General features: G+C 65.1%; 7 protein-coding genes. 2 read left to right on the top strand and 5 right to left on the bottom strand.

Annotation, left to right across the window (positions count from 1 at the left end; translation table 11 throughout):
- Nucleotides 1-90: 90 nt before the first annotated feature.
- Both ACTIFP_RS03875 and ACTIFP_RS03880 read left to right on the top strand, forming a co-directional pair.
- The gene (locus ACTIFP_RS03875; RefSeq protein WP_439567399.1) at nucleotides 91-1,275 is read left to right on the top strand and encodes a transglutaminase-like cysteine peptidase; all 1,185 of its coding nucleotides are present in this window, start codon (nucleotides 91-93) and stop codon (nucleotides 1,273-1,275) included.
- Nucleotides 1,276-1,831: 556 nt separating this feature from the next.
- The gene (locus ACTIFP_RS03880) at nucleotides 1,832-2,572 is read left to right on the top strand and encodes a LuxR C-terminal-related transcriptional regulator (RefSeq protein ID WP_439567400.1); all 741 of its coding nucleotides are present in this window, start codon (nucleotides 1,832-1,834) and stop codon (nucleotides 2,570-2,572) included.
- An 80-nt stretch (nucleotides 2,573-2,652) separates the two neighbouring features.
- Here the strand turns inward: ACTIFP_RS03880 and ACTIFP_RS03885 are convergent, their stop codons facing one another.
- The 5 genes from ACTIFP_RS03885 to ACTIFP_RS03905 all read right to left on the bottom strand — a co-directional run bounded on the left by ACTIFP_RS03885 (nucleotide 2,653) and on the right by ACTIFP_RS03905 (nucleotide 18,050).
- Nucleotides 2,653-3,930 (bottom strand): HlyD family type I secretion periplasmic adaptor subunit, encoded by a 1,278-nt coding sequence (locus ACTIFP_RS03885; protein ID WP_439567401.1) that lies wholly within the window; start codon nucleotides 3,928-3,930, stop codon nucleotides 2,653-2,655.
- Nucleotides 3,927-4,988, bottom strand: coding sequence for a cell wall hydrolase (locus ACTIFP_RS03890; RefSeq protein WP_439567402.1), 1,062 nt, complete (start codon nucleotides 4,986-4,988; stop codon nucleotides 3,927-3,929). The genes ACTIFP_RS03885 and ACTIFP_RS03890 overlap by 4 nt, the downstream gene beginning before the upstream one ends.
- Nucleotides 4,985-7,171 (bottom strand): type I secretion system permease/ATPase, encoded by a 2,187-nt coding sequence (locus ACTIFP_RS03895; protein ID WP_439567403.1) that lies wholly within the window; start codon nucleotides 7,169-7,171, stop codon nucleotides 4,985-4,987. Before ACTIFP_RS03895 ends, ACTIFP_RS03890 begins: the two co-directional genes overlap by 4 nt.
- Complete coding sequence (locus tag ACTIFP_RS03900) at nucleotides 7,168-8,565, bottom strand: TolC family outer membrane protein (protein WP_439567404.1); 1,398 nt, start codon at nucleotides 8,563-8,565, stop codon at nucleotides 7,168-7,170. Before ACTIFP_RS03900 ends, ACTIFP_RS03895 begins: the two co-directional genes overlap by 4 nt.
- Nucleotides 8,566-8,666: 101 nt before the next feature.
- A complete protein-coding gene (locus tag ACTIFP_RS03905; RefSeq protein WP_439567405.1) occupies nucleotides 8,667-18,050 on the bottom strand; it encodes a DUF5801 repeats-in-toxin domain-containing protein in 9,384 nt (3,127 codons plus the stop codon).
- Between the last annotated feature and the right edge of the window lie 295 nt (nucleotides 18,051-18,345).

The following is an 18,345-nucleotide window of genomic DNA, read 5'->3' on the forward strand; positions in this document are numbered from 1 at the left end:
GCGTAAACGGGGCGCCACGGCATCGACGCCTTGTCATGGTCAACGCGCTGTTAACCATGTCGCTGAAGCATATTCTCACCTTGCTCCGGCATGGCTCGCGACATGATCGCGCGCCTGTCTCCTCCGGCCTTCACCGGCTTTGCCGCCCTTGCAGTCGCCGCTGCCGCCGTGATGTTGCCTGCGACCGCGCATGCGGCGATCGGCGCACCCACCGCAAAAGCCGCCAATGCCAAGCATTTTGCCTTTGGCGATAGCTGCCATGTCGCCGCGGCGTTGCCATCGTCCGTGCCGTCGGTTGCCGCTCCGCGCCCGGTCGCTCCCGATATGCCGAGCGCGCTCGAGCGGATGCGGATGAGCCAGGAGCGGCCGGCGCCGATCGTCGAAATCACGCCGGCGCGCGGTACGTCGGTTGCTGCGCGCGCTATGGCGGCGGGTGCCGATCGCCTCTTCAAACCTGCCCAGGCGCTAACCTCAATTGCTTCGCCGCGACGGATCGATTGTACCGACCAGGTCGCGGCGATCGCGGCGCCCGCGCTGGATGACGACAGCGAACTTGGGACGCTGGCGATCCCGGTTGAAACGACCCGTTTCGACGATCGCTGGGCGCGCGTGCGCCGAGCGCCGGCGGCGCGGCTGATGCAGGCGCAGCTCGATCGCGCCGCGGTGACCCGCGGCCTTGGCGAAGCCGCCACGCTCGAACGCATCAACCTGTGGGTCAATCGCCAGATCGCCTATGTCGAGGACGACCGCAATTACCGGCAGCGCGATTTCTGGGCGACCGCCGACGAAACGGTCGGGCGCGGCAGCGGTGATTGCGAAGATTTAGCGATCCTAAAAATGCACATGCTGCGTGCGGCGGGCATCGACGACGATCGCATGAAGCTCGTCCTGCTGCGCGACCTGGCCATCAACGCCGACCATGCGTTCCTGTTGGTGCGGTCGAGCGCCGGGTGGGTCGTGCTCGATAATATGACCGACCGCATCTATGACGGGCGTCAGGCCAATGCGGTGCGCCCGATCCTGTCGTTCAGCGGCAACCGGCGCTGGGTGCACGGCTATCGCAACAGTGCGGTTCCGATAGTCATGGCGGCATCGACCGCGGTGAAGGCATCGTCGGCGGTGTTTGCCAGCGCGGCACCCGCCGCGGCCGAACGCCGGTCGTTCAAAACCACACTCGCGATGCTGGCCGGAACCAAGCTTGCCTTTGCGCATAGGTCGATCGTCAACGAACTGCCCAGGATGTTCGGGCGCCTGGCGGCGCGCGGGACCAGATAACGCCGGATTGGCAGCATATCCCGGCCACGCGGATCGCTTGTGCGGCATTTTCAAATTGTTGCGCCCGGATCGCGGGTATCGCCAGATTGGCAGCATCGCGCGCGCCGCGACTCGCACGATCGAACGCCGTCCAGAACCGGCACTTTATCGATCGGTGACCGCGCATTAACCATTATTATTAGCGAATGCGGCCCAATTCGGGCCGCCGCCTGCCCGCCCGCCTACCCGAAAGGCTAGGCGGACCGCCGATGTCGCGCCGAAAAATAACATGCCGCATTTGCTGCAATTAAATTGGCGCTGCGGTGATTGATCGACGCGCGAAGCTGCGACGCGCCGGAATCGATCCTACCCCTTAGTGGGTATGTATCAAAATCCTCGTAGAATCTGTCATTAAGTTGTATAACCTTATAGGTAGTTATTGGATAACCAAACTAAAAGGTTAACATATTCAACGTGGGGAGGGGTCCGCCGCGATGGAGATCAAAGGGTATTTGGGGTTTAGACCGAAGTCCAGACAAGTTGGGTCGCCTTGACTGAGAATTCAGGGGAGGCGGAAATGTCGCAGTTGATCAAGATTTCGCTCTTGGCGAAATATGAAATCGCGAGGGAGGGGTTACGCAACATCCTTTCCGGCGAAAGCTTTCAGATCCGCGCATCGGTTTCGAATGCGTCGGCGCTCTTTGACCCGCAAGGGAACATTGAGGACGACGTCGATTGCCATGTCATCGTGGTCGATGGCGGCGACAGCGATTTCGGGCTCGACGCCTGCCGGCGGCTCGCGGGGAAAAAGGTCGACGCAAAGCTCGCCTTGCTGTTCGATCATTATGTCTTTGAAGACGTGGTCGAAGCGTTTCAGATTGGCGTCGATGCCGTCATCATCAAGGAAATCCTGTGCGCCCCGCTGGTCGAATCGATCAAATTGGCGGCGCTGGGCGAGAAGGTCTTTCCTTCGCAACTCGTCAACAATCTGACCAGCTGGGTGCCCGCCGCGCTCGGCGGCGACTGGAAAAGTAGCGCCGCGTCGGTCGGACTGTCCGACCGCGAGATCGAAATCCTCGAAAGCATCATGGCCGGGATGGCGAACAAGGTGATCGCACGGCAGTTCGGCATCTGCGAAGCCACGGTCAAGGTCCATGTGAAGGCGATCCTGCGCAAGCTGGGCGTCGAAAACCGCACCCAAGCGGCAACCTGGGGGGTCAAGAATGGCCTGGGGGAGCCGGTGCAGCTAAATCTTCGCGAGGTAAGGCCCGTCCGCGCGGCGATTAGACCGCCGCCTCTGTCGGGCCGCGCGGCCTAAACCGCGCGGGTTTCCACTAGATTGAGCAGGGCGCTGTGGGGGACTCCGGCGCCCTTTCGCTGGGCTATGCCGCAGAGTTTTCAGCGCTCGGTGAATGCCTCTGACCGGGCGCGCAGGAACGGCTTGAACAAATAGCTCAGCACGCTTTTTTTGCCCGTCAGCACCTCGACATCGCAAACCATCCCCGGAGTGATCGGCAGCTGCCGACGGCCGCTCTTCAGATAGGCGACGTCGGTTTCGACAACGACGGTGAAATAGGCTTCCTTGGTCGCCTCGTCATACAGGCTGTCGGGCGAAATCTGGACGACGCGCCCCGACAGGCCGCCATAGACCGCAAAATCATAAGCGGTGACTTTCACATTGGCGCGGTCGTTGACCTTGATGAACGCTATGTCGCGCGGTGCGACGCGCGCCTCGATCAGCAATTTGTCGCCGACCGGCACCACCTGCATGATTTTCTGCCCGGCCTGGACGAACCCGCCTACGGTGGTGACCTGGACATCGTTGACGATGCCGTTCGCGGGCGAGCGGATTTCGCTGCGCTGCTGGCGCCCGGTGGCACCGCGCAGCGATTCCGAATTCACCGCCATCTTGGCGACGATCTGGTTGCGCTCGTCCAGCGCTTCCTGCCGGAATTCCAGCCCCGCGGCGGCGACCTGCGCCTGCGCTTCGCTGATCGCCGCTGCGGCGCGCGAGGCCGCCTGCTCGGCCGCGGCCAGCTTGCCGCGCACCTCGGTCGCCTCGCGCTGGGCGTTGAGCAATTCGGTTTGCGGAACGATCGATTTGGCCGCGAGCGGCGCCAGCAATTCGACCTGGTTCTGCGCGAGCGCCAAGCTCGATCGCAGCGACGCGATCGTTGCCTGCGCCTCGCCATAGTCACGGCGCCGCTGCTCGACCGCGGCCGTGAGCGCCATGCGGCGGCTGCGCTGCGTTGCGGCGCGGACCGATTGCAGATCGGCCTCCTGATTGCATTCGGCCTGCCGGACGCCGCTGGCCGCGGTGCTGCAATCGACGCTCGCTGCGCCGCCGCCTTCGCGCCCGAGCCGCGCGGCGCGCGCCGCGAGTGAGCGGTTCTCGGCCGCGATCTGGCCGAGCTGCGACGAGGATTCGGTGTCGTCGAGGCGCACCAGCAGCTGGCCCTTGCGGACTGGTTGGCCCGACCGGACGACGATGTCCAAAATCGTCGCGGGTTCGGACGACTGGACGATCTGCGCCTTGCTTGACGGGATGACACGCCCTTGGCCGCGGGTGACCTCATCGACCTGGGCAAAGCTGGCCCAGCTGACAAAGACGAACAGCCCGACCCCCGATGCCAGGATGATCCGGCGCGTGCCGACATAAGGCCGCGATCTGATCATGAACCACTCTCCTTTGCCGCGACGTCGAATTCGCCGGCCTGTTGGCGCGCCATCATGCGCGAGGCGCGGCTGGTTTCCTCGGGTTCGGGAATTGCCAGCTCCCACCCGATCGACGGGTCGATGCGGCCGCCGGTGTCGTTGTCGGCGCGGCGCTCCTGCAGCGCGTCGAGCGTGCGACCGGCCGATGCCTGGATCAGACCCTGCCCATCGGCCCCGTCGCGCGGGCGCACCACCGCGCTGCGCGCCAATATCGTCGGGATGGCTTCCATCCCGCTGTAGCGGCCCGAAAACGCCCCCGGTGTGCCCCATTTGCCCGGCCAGCGATAAAAGATGTGTGCGCCCAGCTGCGCGATCTTGACCAGCTTGGGTGCCCAATAGGGTGACACATAGTTGGCGTGATAATGGGTGGCGTGACCGACCGAGGTTTCGACATAGCCACCGAGCGCGGCGCGCGCGACATCTTCGGCTTCTTGCCATTTGGCGGGATTGGGACGCCGGTTCAGCGATCCGTCGCAGGTGAAGCTGAACTGGCAGACGGGACGGTTGACGCCCTGATAGACGACGCCGCAGATCGATTTGGGGAAGGCGGGGTGCAGCGCACGGTTGATGACGACCTGCGCCACCGCGCGCCGCCCGGCGATAGGCTCATAGGCCGCTTCATAATAGACCGCCTGGGTCAGGCAGCGCAGCGCGGTCAGGACCGCCCTTTGATCGGCGGTGACCGGATGGAACGGCCGCGCCGATGCGACCGGCCCGGTCGCAAAGGGGATCGCCTGGTTGCGCGTCATCGCCGTTTCGGGCGGATAGAGGGGCGCCGCGCCGGGGTCTTCGGTCAGCTTGATGAGCCGCACCATTTCGGGGTCGGTGATGACCGGCGCGTCGGGGCTGCTATAGGCGGTATCCGGGCCGTCGCCGCCGACAAGCAAGATTAGCTGCTCCCACATTGTGCGCGACGTGAGCAGCGTCACTACCGCTGCCATTGCGGCCAGCCACAGGATCGTCCGACGATTGTCGTCGCTGGCCACCGTGCCATATCGCCGGGCGGTCGCGGCGGTCATGATGCGGCTCGCTGCGCAAGGATTTCGTCGCGCGGGCCGTCGGCAACGATCCGGCCATTGTCCATGACGATCAGCCGGTCGACGAGCCCGAGCACGGTCATCCGGTGCGTTGCGATGACCAGCGTCTGGCCGGTGGGGATCGCCGCCTGCAGTCGATCGACGAAATGCTTTTCGGTCTGGCTGTCCATCGCGCCGGTTGGCTCGTCGAGGAACAGCAGGTGCGCCGGGGTCATCAACGCGCGCGCGAGAACCAGAAAGCTGCGCTGCCCGCCCGACAGGCGCGACCCGCGCTCGCCGATATGAAAATCGAAACCGGTCGCGTCACGGCCGAGAAATTCGTCCGCACCCGACCGCCGCGCCGCGTCGATGATGCCGGCGTCGTCGGCATCGCTGGCACCGACCAGCAGGTTTTCGCGCACCGTGCCGCTGAACAGTTCGGCATCTTGCCCGACGAAGCGCAAGGTCGAGCGCAAATCGTGCGGATCATATTGCCGGCTTTCCAGGCCATCGATGCGGTAACTGCCGCTGGTGGGGTCATAAAGACCGCACAACACGCGCCCGAGCGTCGATTTGCCCGACGCGACGCGGCCGATCAGCCCGACGCGCTCGCCGGGTTCGATGCTCAAGCTTACATCGGCAAGCGATTCGCGGTCGGTGTCCGGGTAGCAGAAGCTGACATGGTCGAGCTGCAAGCGGCCGTCGCGGACCTCGGGGGTGATCGATCGGCTGCCCTTGTCGCGCTCATCGTCCTGATCCATCAGCTGTTGCAGGCTGTTCAAGGTGACGAAGGCCTGTCGTCCGCGCGTCATCAGGAACGCGAGCTGCCCGACCGGCGCCAGCGATCGGCTGGCAAGCATAACGATCGCGATGATCGCGCCCATCGATATGGTGCCGGCGTTGAACAGATAGAAGCCACCGATGATCAGCGCGATGCCCGTCGCCTGCTGACACAGCGTCGCCAGGTTGACCGCGGTCGCGGTCAGCTTGCGCATCTCCTCCTGCGTATAGGCGTTCGACGCCGACAACCGCCGCCATTTGCCGAGCATGCGGCCTTCGGCGCGGCACGCCTTGACCGTTTCGAGGCTGCCGATCGTTTCGACCAGCGTCGTCTGGAGCATGCTGGCATCGACCTGCGCGTCGGCGACGGCGGCGCTCATCCGGCGCTGCAACACCCAGCCCATCGCCAGCATGACGACCATCGCGACAATCGGAATGACCGCCAGCCAGCCGCCGAGCACCGCGATCAACGCGACGAATACTGCCAGGAACAGGATGTCGGTCAGCAGTACGACGGTGGTCGAGGCAAAGAAGTCGCGGACCTGCTCGTAATCGGTGACACGGCGGGCAAGTGCGCCGGTGCTGCCCCGCTGGGTCGCCATCGGCAGGTTGAGTATCTTGTCGAGCAGCCGCTGCGACAACCGTGCGTCGATTCCGCGCCCGACCTCGTCGATCAGCCCGGTGCGCGCCAGGCGCAGGCCATATTCCACCGCGATGGCAAACAGCGCGCCTAGCGCCAGCATCCACAGGCTGGCCGCCGCTTTGTTGGGGATGATGCGGTCGTACACATTCATCGTGAACAACGGCATCGCGAAGGCGAGGAGATTGATCAGCAGCGAGGCGAACATCACATAGCCATATTGGCTGCGCTCCTTCCACACTTCGCTCCAGAACCAATGCTGCCTGGTTGCCTGATCCCACGGGCGCTCGCGCGCGGTTTCGCTGGCGGGGTCGTGGCGGACGATGACGCCCTGGCCCGAATAGGCGGCGTCGAGCAGGCGGCGATCGATGTGCAGGTCGCTGCTCGCGCCCGGCAGGCGGACCCAGCAGCCGTCGTCGTCCATCGCGGTCAGGACCAGCGGGCGCTCGTCGCCCAGCAGCAGGATCGCAGGGACGTCCTGCGCGTTCCATCCGGCCAGCGGGCGCCGCACGAGATGGCAGCGCAGCCCCACCGCCTCGAGCGCATGGTCGAGCTGATCGAGCGGCACCAGCCCGTCGTCGTCGAGCGCCAGTCCCTTTTTGACCCGCAGGTCGGAGAAGGGGCGCTCGAACAGCGCGGCGATCGCGGCGACGGCGTCCAGCAGCTCGTCGCCCTGCGCCGGGCTGCTGCGCCACGCTTCAAAACCCGCGGCGGGCGGCGGCTGGCGCGACCGCCGCGCGCCGCGGGCGTCGGCCGGGTAGTTCATGTGGGATCCCGCATCGCTTCAGGATTCATTTCGGGGGTCGATTTGACCTTGAAACGTTCGCGCGCGGTCGCGGCGGTCGCGGTGGGCGGCTGCACGTCCATCGCTGCGAGCAGATCGTTTAGCGCCGCGAGCAGCTTGAACTCGGAATAGAATTGCGCGAATTTCGCGGTCTCGGTGCGGACCTGGACGTTATAGCGCGTGTTCTGCGCGTCGAGGACGTCGAGCAGCGAGCGGCGACCGACGTTGAACTGCGCACGGTACGAGCGCAGCAATTCGTCTGAAACCCGGCTCTGTTCTTCCAGTTCCTTGACCAGCTTTCCCTGCGCGTCCCAGGTGTTCCATGCGACGCGGACATCCTCTTCGGCTTCGCGGACCATCTGGTCCATCCGGTAGCGCGCTTCCTTTTCGCGGCGGTACATTTCCTGCACCTTCGACCGTTTGATGCCGCCGTTGAAAATGTCCCAGCGCAGCACCAGCCCGGCGCGCAGGTCGTTGGTCTCGCCGCGGAAGCCGTCGATGTCGTCACCGATCCGGGCGTTGCCTTCGAGCGCGAGCGTCGGCGACATCTCGGCTTTCGATTTGCGGACCAGCGCGTGGGCGGCATCCAGGTCGGCCTGCGCTTCGCGTACCCGGGGGTTGCGCTCACGCGCCCGCGCCAGCGCGTCTTCGAGCGTCGCCGGAATATTGCCCGCGAGTGATGGCGGCAACGCGGCGCCGTCGACCAGGTCGAGCCCGGTTAGGGTACGGAACGACGCGGAGGTGTTGACAAGATCGAGATTGGCCTCGGTCACCCGCGCGCGGGCGGCCTGCTGGCGTTCCTCGGCCTGCTGCTGATCGGCGATGCTCAGCGATCCCTTCGCCACGCCTTCGCGCAGATCGGTCACCAGCTTGCTGTGGAAATCGATATTGTCCTCCGACGCCGCGACAATCCGCTGCTGCAACAGATAATCGAGATATTGCCGCGTGACCTGGAGCGCGATGAACTGCGAGCGTTCTTCGACGCGGAACGCGGCCCCATCGGTTCGCGCGGCCTGGCGCCTGACCTCATTGCGCCGGACGCCACCATCGAACAGCGTCTGTTCGACGCTGAGCCCGCCCTCCATCGGATACAGCTCGTTGTCGGCGATGCCCAACGCGCGGCGGGTGCTGTTTTCGAGGCGACGGATCCCGATCGATCCTTCGACCGAGACGCGCGGCGCGAACAGGCGCTGCGCCTGCTCGCGTTCGAATTCGATCGCGGTCTTGTTCTCGACCGCCTGGTTGATTTCGGGGTTGGTCTGGACCGCCGTTTCGACCGCGGTCTTCAGCTCGATCCGCTGGGTCCAGCCGGCATCGTGCGTCGCGACGAGCGCGGCGGCGGTGAGCAACAATGCTGCGGTACGAATTTTCGGCATCTTTTGTCCCCTGCATTTGTCCGGTCGAATTCAAAGATCCTTCTGTGTGATCCTTCACCTGCGCCGGTGTTTCATAATGTCCGGCAGCGTCGCCGGTCGGTTTAGGCGTGACCCGCTGACGCCATTTGTTCGAGCTGCACCACGACATGCTGCTGCGCGAGGTCCGCGATGAAAGACTGGCCCGCGCTGCCGTCGCCGAGCACACCGACGGCCCCGCCGTCGCCGAGCATGATGCGCGCGAGCACCGGTTCAGCCGGCGCCGCGGGGCCGAGTAGCGCGTCGAGTTCGACCTGCGGCCCCTCCAGCGCGGCGGCGACGATCATGTCGAGCCCTGCCGCGGCGGGGTCGAGCACCGCCTGCGGTGGCAGCGCCATCTGCATCTGGTCGCCCGACGCGGTCGCCGCTGCTCGTTCGGCGGGCAGATCGACCTCGGTTCCGGCCAGCAGCTGGGCATAGGCTGGATCGGGCGCCGCGGCGTCGAGCTCGTCGCTGTGCGCCTCGCGGCGATCGTCCTCATCCATCTGGCGCTGGGTCGGATCGGCTTCGATCTTTGCCGTCGCCGGGCCAGAGAAATATTCGTGCACAAGCCCGTCGGCCTTGGCGGTAGGAAGCGTCGCCGATTGTTCGGCCGTCTCGCCCGATACGCCAGCCTGCTGCCCTGCAACCGCGGCGTCGCCCTCGGGCGTCGCGGGCGGGCGCGCCGCCAGCGGGGTCGCCGCGGCGAGCCCAGCCACCAGCATCGCGGTCGAAACGCCTGCGGTTCCGTTTGTCGCGGCAACGCGCTGTTGGTCGGCGAAATTGGTTGCAAAGGCCGCGTCGGCAAGCTTGCCGGTGCTGCCGTCGGCGCGGGTGTAGAGCGCTTCGCCCTTCACCTGCACCTGACCGTCGGCAGCGGTGTAGGCGCGCCCGTCGGAGGTCAGCGAGATGCTGATGATGCCTTCACTGATTAGCGAGCGGAACTCACCGGCGTCGGTCACGCCGTTGCTGTTGGCGTCCTGCCAGATGCCGAATTTTGCGAATTCGGCGTCAGCGGCGTCGAGCTTGCCGTCGCCGTTGCTGTCATAGGCCGCGGCCAGCCCTTGCAGGTCGGACATGCCCGCCCCGCCGAACACCAGCTCGGCACCGTCGTTGACCTTGCCATCGCCATTTTTGTCGATCGCCAGCAGCCCGTCGTCGGCCGCAACCCACGCGGTGGTTTCGGCAATACCGTCGCCATTATAGTCGAATTGCACTCCCGCCGCGTTCGAAACGAACTCGACCCCATCGCCATCCAGATCGACCGCGATCGGCGGCGCCAGCGCGGTGATGGTGACCGACAGGTTCGCGGTCGCGGTATCGCCGTCGCGGTCGGTGATGACATAGTTGAACACCTCGGTCGCGGTGACCGTGATCGGGCTCGGTGGCTGGTAATTATATTGGCCGGTTGCGAAATTGAGCGTCAGCGTGCCGCCCATCGGGGTCGTGATCGCGTTCAGCGTTGTCCCTGCGATGCTGCCGCCGGTCGATACCGCGATACTCGACGCGCCATCCCAGGTGTAGGTGGTCGAACCGATGGTGATCGACAGCAGCCGGCCGCCGTCGGCACCGAAAAAGTCGTTGGCGTCGAGGTCGCCCGACACCGCCGACGGGACGATGACCGACAGCAAGGTCGCGACCAGATCCTCGAAATCATCGACCAGGATCGGTTCGTTGTTCGGCGCATTGTTGAGATCGACGTCGCGCAGCCGCTGGATGTTGAGCGGTTGCAACGGATTGTTGTCGATGCCGATCGCGGTGACGTTGACATTGTTGTTGTCGACGAAATTGTTCCAGGCCGTCGCTGTCGCCGGGGTCAGCGAATTGATGACCATCGGGGGGATACCACCGAACTGGACCTGCTGGTTCGGGTTGCCGTCGCTCAGGAAAAACACCTGGTTGCTCGCGCCGGGAATGGCCGAGAAATTGGCGAGCGCGGTCTGGATTGCGCCGGTGTAATTGGTGTTAAGCCCGATGTCGTCCGGCGACGGCCGCTCGCCGCCGGCCAGCGGATTGAGCGAGTCGAGATAGGCGTTGGCCGCCGCGGCGGTCGAAAAGGACTGCGACGCGAAGGATCCCGACGAAAAGATCACGAATTTGATCGTCAGGGCGCCTGACGCCGCGCTGTCGAGTTGCGCCAGCGCACCCTGCACCGCTTCGAGCATGACGTTGAGTTCGCCATTGTCGATGCTGTCGCTGAAATCGAGGATGAAGAGCGTGTTCACGTCCTGCATCGGCTGCGACGACGATCCGGTTTCGCCGTTGGCGGTCGGGGCATCATCTTCGATCACGATCTGGATCGCCGAGGCGTTGGTCGTGGTGGTGGTGCCGTCGGAGACCGAGACGGGAACGAAGAAATCCTTGAGGTCTTCAAGCGCGACGGTCGGGTGATCGACGGCGCGCGACAGGGTGACGGTATAGGCGCCGTTCGACGCGAGCGTAACGCGGATGACTTCCGAGCCGCCGACCGAGCCGATCAGGGTGCCGGTGCCGACGCCAGTCCAGGCGACGGCTATGCCGCCTGCGGTCAGTACCGCGCCGGGATTGCCGAGCGTCGCGGTCAGCGTCTCGCCGGCATCGGCGTCGCCGATCGCCAGCGTGCCGCTGAACGTCGTGCTGTTGGTGGTGTCGAGCGTCGCGTTGGGCGCCGTGTCGGGAAGTCCGTTCGGCAGGCCTTCTTCGGACACCCGCGCGATCGTGGTGCCGATCGTCGGCGCATCGTTGGTACCGAATACGGTGATCGTCAGCGTCGATCCGACCGACAGCGATCCGTCGCTGATCGTATAGGCAAAGCTTTCGGTCAGCGTCTGTCCGCTGTCGAGCGCGTTGACGACCGGCTTATCCTCGTCGAGCGTATAGGTGTAGCTGCCGTTGGCGTTGATGACGAGCGTGCCGTAAAGGCCGACATAGGTGCCCGCCGAGGTGACGGTAATCGCCTCCAGATCGGGATCATTGTCGGCGACGTCGGCAAAGCTGCCGAATGGCGCGCCGGGATGCGCGATGTCCTGCAGGACGTTGCCGCTGGCGCTTGGGTCCGAACCGCTGACGCCGTCGAGCACCCAATTGGTGTCGGCACGTGCAATCGGGAAATCATTGGCGCCGGTGATCGAGATGGTGATCGTCGCGATCGACGTGTCGCCGTCGGCGTCGCGCACCGTATAGTGGAATGTTTCGGTCAGCGTCATGCTGGACGTGAGCGCGATGACCGCCGGGTCATTGGGATCAAGATCGTAGCGATAGCTGCCGTCGGCGGCGATGGTGATCGTGCCATAATCGCCCGCCAGCGCGGCGCCCGGCGTCCCGATGATCGCCCCGAACGCCACGCCGATCACGCTGAGCCCGCCATCGGCGCCGGCATTGTCGGCCGATCCGTCCATCCCGTTGTCGTCGGTGCCGCCGATCCCGGTCAGCACATTGCCGTCGGCAAAAATCTGCCCGTCGCGTGAGACATTGTCCTCGTCATGCACCGCTTGCGGCGCATCGTCGCGGATTGCGAAACGGCCGGTGATGTCGGCGGTGGTCCGTGCCGTGTCGCCGTCGCCGTCTGTCGCGATGGCGGTCAGTGTGATCAGGTTGCTGCCCGACAGGAACAGGGTCTGGTCGGGCCCGCTGTTGGGCAAGTGGAGGACCGCGCGCGACTGGTCGAAGGTGACGAGGCCGCCCGGCGCCACCGAAATGCGGAACACCTCATGCGTCGAGGTGCGCCCGAACACGGTACCGCCCTCGATCGACAGGGTGACCGTCTCGCCGGTCAGCGAGTCGATCAGTCCGCTCGCCCCGGCGGTGACCCCCAGTTCATAGGCGACCGTACCTGGACCGTCGGCGCCGAAGTCGGTCGTCGGTGTGAACAGGCCCGACAGGTCGGCAGTGGCGTTCGCGGCGAAATCGCTTTCGTCGACGGTCAGTGTCGGCGCGGTGCCCCCGGCCGAAATCGACGGGCCATCGTCGGCGAAGCGGATGTTGCCGCCCAGATCGACGGCAACGGTATCCGAAATGCTGTCGCCGTCGCGATCGACGATCGTCGCGGTGCCGCGCAGTTCGACCAGATTGGCCGCCAGCTCGACAAGCTGAGCGGCATAGTTGCTGGACGAGCCCGGCAACGGATGGTCGATCTCGGCAAATTGGGTCAGCGTGACGACGCCGGTCGCGGCGTTCACGGCGATGGAGAAAATGGGCGTGCCGGCCGCGCTGCCGACGATTTCGCCGGAGACAAGGGCCAACGTGACCGGCACGCCGTTGCTGGTCAGGGCGGAGGTCGCGGCCGCCGAGCCCAGCGCAAGGGAATAGGTCCACGTCACCAGGCCCGCACCCGCGGGACCATCGGCGCCGAATTGAACCAGCGAAGTCGAAAAGGCCGACGACAGATCGGCGGTCGCCACGTCGAACGCGCTGCCGCGCGTGTCGGCATCCTGTGTGGTAAGGGTGATCGCATTGGTATCGACGTTGGTCGCGTCGATCGACGGGCCATCATCGTTGAACACCAGTGCGTTGCCGATGAAAGCCGTCGCCGACGCCTGATCGCCATCGCCGTCGGTGATCGTTGCGGTCAGCCGGATGACGGTCGGCGACAGCGTCACCGGGTCGTCGGGATTGTTCGCGTCGGGATGGCGGACGGCGCGGATCTGGTCGAGCGTCGCTTGGCCGTTGGCGGCGACGGTCAGCCGAAAGGCGACGATCGACGGCGAATCCTGAAGCCGTCCTTCGACGACATTACCGATCGCCTGCAGGATGATCTTTGACCCCGTGGCAACATCGAACAATCCCGTGGCGGTGGTCACCGCAAAGGCATAGCTGACCGTGCTGCCAGCCTGATCGGCACCGATGACGATATTGAACAGGCTGGCGAAATTGGCGGTCGCGTTCAGCGCCAGATTGGTTTCGTCCACCGTCAGCAGGCCGTCGGTCGGCGACAATGCGGTGATCGACGGCACGTCGTCGGATACCGAAATATTGACCGTACCCGCCACCTGATCGCCGTCAGCATCGGTCGCGACGACCTCGATGAACCCCAGCTCGGCCAGGTCGTCGATCGTCACGTCGGGATGCAGGCCATAATTATGCTGCAGGGTGACAGTCACAGTCGCAACATTGCCCGACAGGCTGAGGTCGATGACGATCACCGGGTTTTCGTCGGCGTCCCAGCCAATGATCTGATTGTCCGATTCGAGCGTCCAGCTGAGCCCGCCGTCGAGCGTCGAGATGTCGCCAAAGCCGATCGACGCGATGGCGTCGGACCCCGGGGTAAAGACGATATTGCCACTCGACGACACCGGCTGCACCGGCGACGGAGTCGAACCGCTTTCCAGATGCTGGTCGTCGACGGTCAACTGAACCGGGCCGCTCGCGGTCGGCAAGCTGCCGTCGGCGAGGCGGATTTGCTGCACCGCCGACGATTGATCGCCATCGCCGTCGGTGATTGTATAGGTAAAGTCGGCGTGGATCGGGAACACGCTGATCTGCGGCACCGGATCAAAGGTCCAGGCGCCGTTGGCCTGGAAGGTGTAGGTGCCGTTGGCGTTGGTGTGGGTCGTGGTACCTGTCGCGGCGACCGCAACGACCGCGCTTCCGATGGTCACCGACGTGACCGTGGCGCCGTCGGCGCCCAGCGTGTCGTTGGTCAACAGATTGCCCGAAATTGCGGCGGCGTCTTCGGCCACGGTGATGGACGGCGCAGACCGCGCGACCGGAACGTCGTCGATCACGTCGATGACGATCACATTCTGCGTTACGTTACCGAAGGCGTCGGTGACGTTGTAGGTGAAGGTTTCGACTGCGGGGACGAGGTTGGTGCCATTATTGGCGGTCACGCCGTCCACCGTGCTGGTCAGCGTGTAGAAATAGGTGCCATCAGGATTGAGCGTGAAGGTGCCATGGGTGCCGACGCCATTGCCGACCAAGCTGAATTCCAGTGGGCCGGTGCCGCCCGCGACATTGTCGTTGAGGTCGCCCGACGCCGTTTCGGCGTCGCTGCCCGGATTGCTGCCGATGCTCAGCGCGGCTTCGTTGACCTGCAACTGCACGGCCTCGGCGGACAGTCCGGCGTCGCTCAGGCGAATGGTCAGGGTGGTCGTCGAACGGTCGCCGTCGCCGTCGGCGATGGTATAGACAAAGATGTCTTTGGCACCGTCGGGCGGGACGATATTGGCGTTGGCGACGTAGATATAGCTGCCGTCCGCGGCGACGGTCAGCTGGCCGTATAAGCCGACGATTACGGCGCCGACACCGCCAATTGCAGGCGCCGACGGATTTTCGCCGGCTGCACGCACGCCCAGAATTTCAGCGTCGTCCGCGCCCGGGATGTCGTTGGCGAGCAATCCGCTCGCGGCATCGACTTCGAGCGTCTGGCCTTCGCCGACGTCGCCCTCGTCGGCTTCTGCCGCCGGGTTGTCGTCGAGGATCAGCACGTCGAGGGTCGCCGTGGCGACCGTTCCGTCGCTGTCGGTAATCTCGATCGCAAAAGATTCGGTCAGCGCGGCATTTGTGGGGCCGCTGTGCAGCAGGCTGTTGTCGATCAGTTCGTAGCTGTAGCTGATCGTGCCGCCGACGATATCACCCGCCGCATCGAACACCGGCACGAAATCGGTGATCGTCAGGATGCCAAGGTCGGTGGTGATTACCAAGCCTGCGACGATCGTTTCGCCGGCCAGCGTAATCGCGGCAACGCCGTCTGCAGCGCTGAAAGTAAAGCTACCTGTCTGGGTTAGCGCGTCGCTGTCGGGAGAGGAGCCATCGGCAAGGTTCGCTTCCGATACCGTTGCTTCCGCTCCATCGGGATTAAGCCCGTTGATCGTCACAATGTCATCGCGACCGCGGATGACCACGGTCAGCGTTGCCGTCGCTTCGTCGCCATCGCCGTCGGTGATGACATATTCGAATGTCTCGGTCAGCTCGTCGTCGCCATCGAGCCCGGCCACATCGGGGTTTTCGGGATCGAGCGTGTAGAGGTAGCTGCCGTCCGCGGCGATCTGCAGCGTGCCATAGGCGCCAAAGGTCAGGCCGTTGATTTCGCCGCTTTCGCCGCCGAACGCGATGGCGGTGACGCTGGCGCCGTCGGCGCCCTGGACGTCGGCCGCGCCGTCGGTGGTGTTCGCATCTGCGCCGCCGACGCCGGTCAGGACGTTGCCGTCGGCGGTCGTCGTGCTGCCCGATTGCAGCGAGTCCAGATCGTCGATCGCGGTCGGGACATCATCCTCGACCACGATGCTCAGCGTGCCGTTGGCGCTGTCGCCATCAAGGTCGGTCACCACGACGCCAAAGGTTTCGATGACATCGTCGCCGCTGGTCGCATCGGTCAGCGTATAGCTGTAGCCGATCGACGTTGCGCTGATGCTGGTGATCGTCAGCGTGCCAAAGGCGCCTGCAATGGTCTGGCCGACCGCTGTCACCGTCTCGCCGTTGATGCGGACGGCGCCCACGCCGTCGGTGGCCGCGATGGTAAAGCTGCCCTCGGTCGTGGCGGTGCCGCTGCCTGGCGCCGATCCGGTCGGTAGGCCCGCCTCCGACACCAACTGGCCGTCGTCGTCGCCGTCGGGCAGGTCGATCGTGACGCCGCCATCGCCGATCGCGATCCGCAGCGTGGCGGTGGCCGTGTCGCCGTCGCCGTCGGTCAACCGATAGGTGAAGACGTCGAACACGCCGCCTGGGGTGCCGGGATTGCGGACATAACTGTAGCTGCCGTTGCTGTTCAGCGTCAGCACGCCATAGAGCCCCGCGACGGGGGTTCCCGCCGCGACGGGGCTGCCGGTTCCCGAGACCGACGACACGCTGGCACCGTCGGCACCGGGGGTATCGCGCCCGCCGTCATTTTCGGCGTCGGTGATGACATTGCCTGTCGCGGGGCCAAAGCTGCCCGCCGCGATGCTGTCGAAATCGGGCACCGCTTCGGGAGCATCGTCGATGATGTCGATCTCGAAACTGGCCGATACGGTATCGCCATCAAGGTCGGTGATGCCAACGGTGATCAGTTGCGACGCATTGTCGCCGATCGTGTTATCGGTCAGCTGAAAGAAATATTCGATCGAATCGGGATTGATCGCAATGATGTAGAAGATGCCGGTGGCCAGCTCGATTTCCTGGCCTTCTGCGGTAACGGCGACGCCGTTGATCGTCAGCGCTGAGGGTCCGTCACCGGCAGCAAACTGAATGACACCAGCGGTGAAGTCGGAACCGTCTCCCTCACGCGAGCCGGGGCTTTCGCTGTTGCGTTCAGGTAGGCCGGCCTCGTCGACGAACGTGCCGTCATCGCCCGCGGCGGGGACGAGCAGGCTGGGTGCGCTGTCTCCGATCCGGATCGTCAGCGTCGCCGTCGATACGTCGCCGTCACCGTCGGTCAGCCGATAGGTAAAGACGTCGCTGACCCCGCCCGGCGTCCCCGCGGACCGGACATAGGCATAGGTGCCGTCGGGGGCGATCACCAAGCGGCCATAGAGACCCTGCACAGCGGTGGCCGTCGGGCTGAAATCGGTCGCCGACGCGGCGCGGACGCCGGTGATGACCGCGCCGTCGGCGCCGGGCGTGTCGGCGCCTGCTGCGCCGCTGGCGGTGCCGGCACCGGTGATGACGTTGCCGCCCTGCGGCGCGTTGCTGCCGGGTACCGTGTCGTCGGTGTCGGCACGCGCGATCGGCGCGTCGTCCTCGATCGTCAGGGTCAGGGTCGCGGTGCCGACGTCGCCGTCGTTATCGGTCGCGGTGATCGTGACGACGTCGGTGGCGGCCGGGTTGGTGCTGTTGTCGGTCAGCGTATAGCTGTAACCGATCAGGCCCGGGGTGATGCTGGTGATGGTGATCTGACCCAGCGGGGTCGCGATAATCTGGCCGACCGCGGTGATCGCGGTGCCGTTGACCGCAACGACGACTGGCTGGTCGAGCGCGGCGATCTGGATCGTGCCGCTGGTCGTTTCGCGCGGCGAGGCGGGATCGGTCCCGGCGGGTTCGGTGCCGCGCGCGGCCAGCGCCGCTTCCGACACCGCGGCGGTCGCGGCGGTGACGCCGACCGTCTGATCGGGTGTGGTAATCAGGACTGTAGGTTTGTCGTCGATCGCGTCGGGAATGACTTCCTCGTCCTGAGTCCGCGCAAAGCCGAATTCGGTCGGGGGCAGCAGGTCGCCGAGGCCGAAGGGGTCGCCGATGTCGCCCGGCGTCTGGGCAAAATTGCCGCCCGAACTTTGCGGCCGCCCGGCCGCGGGTTCGGGTTCCTGGCCGGCGATCAGCGCGGCGACCGTCGGCGCCGGGATATTGATCGGGCCGACCTTGATTTGCGGGATGCGCAGCGCGCCATCGACGATGACCAGCACCTGTCCGTCCGGCAATGTGACGAGCAGATCGTTGCCGGAAAGCTTGATCGCGTCGAGCCGCGTCCCCGGCGGCAATTGGATGACGCCATCGACGGGCAGGATGGGCGTGGCACCGGGCGGAACGGCCATCGCTATGGTCGCGATTTCACCGACCTGTTCATTCCGCTTCAATTCCATCGCTTATGCCCCCTGCACCTCGATGCTCTCCAGTCACTCTGCAGCGACCTGTACGGGGGTCGCTGCGGCAACGGGCGAACGGCACTGCGTTTCCGCGCCGGATGTCGCGCGGAGCAGCAATGCAAGCTCTTGTGATCGTGCTGGGTTCTCTCTGGCGACCGATGCCCGTGCCTTGTCACTGACCGGGCAAATACAAACCTCGGGGGGTGATTCTGCAATGGCAATTTTCGGTATGGCCACCTATACTTTTGTATAAGTGCAATATCTTATGAGTTAATTTTTTCTTAATGATCTT

This window comes from Sphingopyxis sp. (assembly GCF_051861155.1).
Classification (GTDB): domain Bacteria; phylum Pseudomonadota; class Alphaproteobacteria; order Sphingomonadales; family Sphingomonadaceae; genus Sphingopyxis.

Bases quoted from the DNA above. Each gene is read 5' to 3' on its own strand.
- ACTIFP_RS03875 (WP_439567399.1), top strand. From the start codon at position 91: ATGGCTCGCGACATGATCGCGCGCCTGTCTCCTCCGGCCTTCACCGGC.
- ACTIFP_RS03880 (WP_439567400.1), top strand. From the start codon at position 1,832: ATGTCGCAGTTGATCAAGATTTCGCTCTTGGCGAAATATGAAATCGCG.
- ACTIFP_RS03885 (WP_439567401.1), bottom strand. From the start codon at position 3,930: ATGATCAGATCGCGGCCTTATGTCGGCACGCGCCGGATCATCCTGGCA.
- ACTIFP_RS03890 (WP_439567402.1), bottom strand. From the start codon at position 4,988: ATGACCGCCGCGACCGCCCGGCGATATGGCACGGTGGCCAGCGACGAC.
- ACTIFP_RS03895 (WP_439567403.1), bottom strand. From the start codon at position 7,171: ATGAACTACCCGGCCGACGCCCGCGGCGCGCGGCGGTCGCGCCAGCCG.
- ACTIFP_RS03900 (WP_439567404.1), bottom strand. From the start codon at position 8,565: ATGCCGAAAATTCGTACCGCAGCATTGTTGCTCACCGCCGCCGCGCTC.
- ACTIFP_RS03905 (WP_439567405.1), bottom strand. From the start codon at position 18,050: ATGGAATTGAAGCGGAATGAACAGGTCGGTGAAATCGCGACCATAGCG.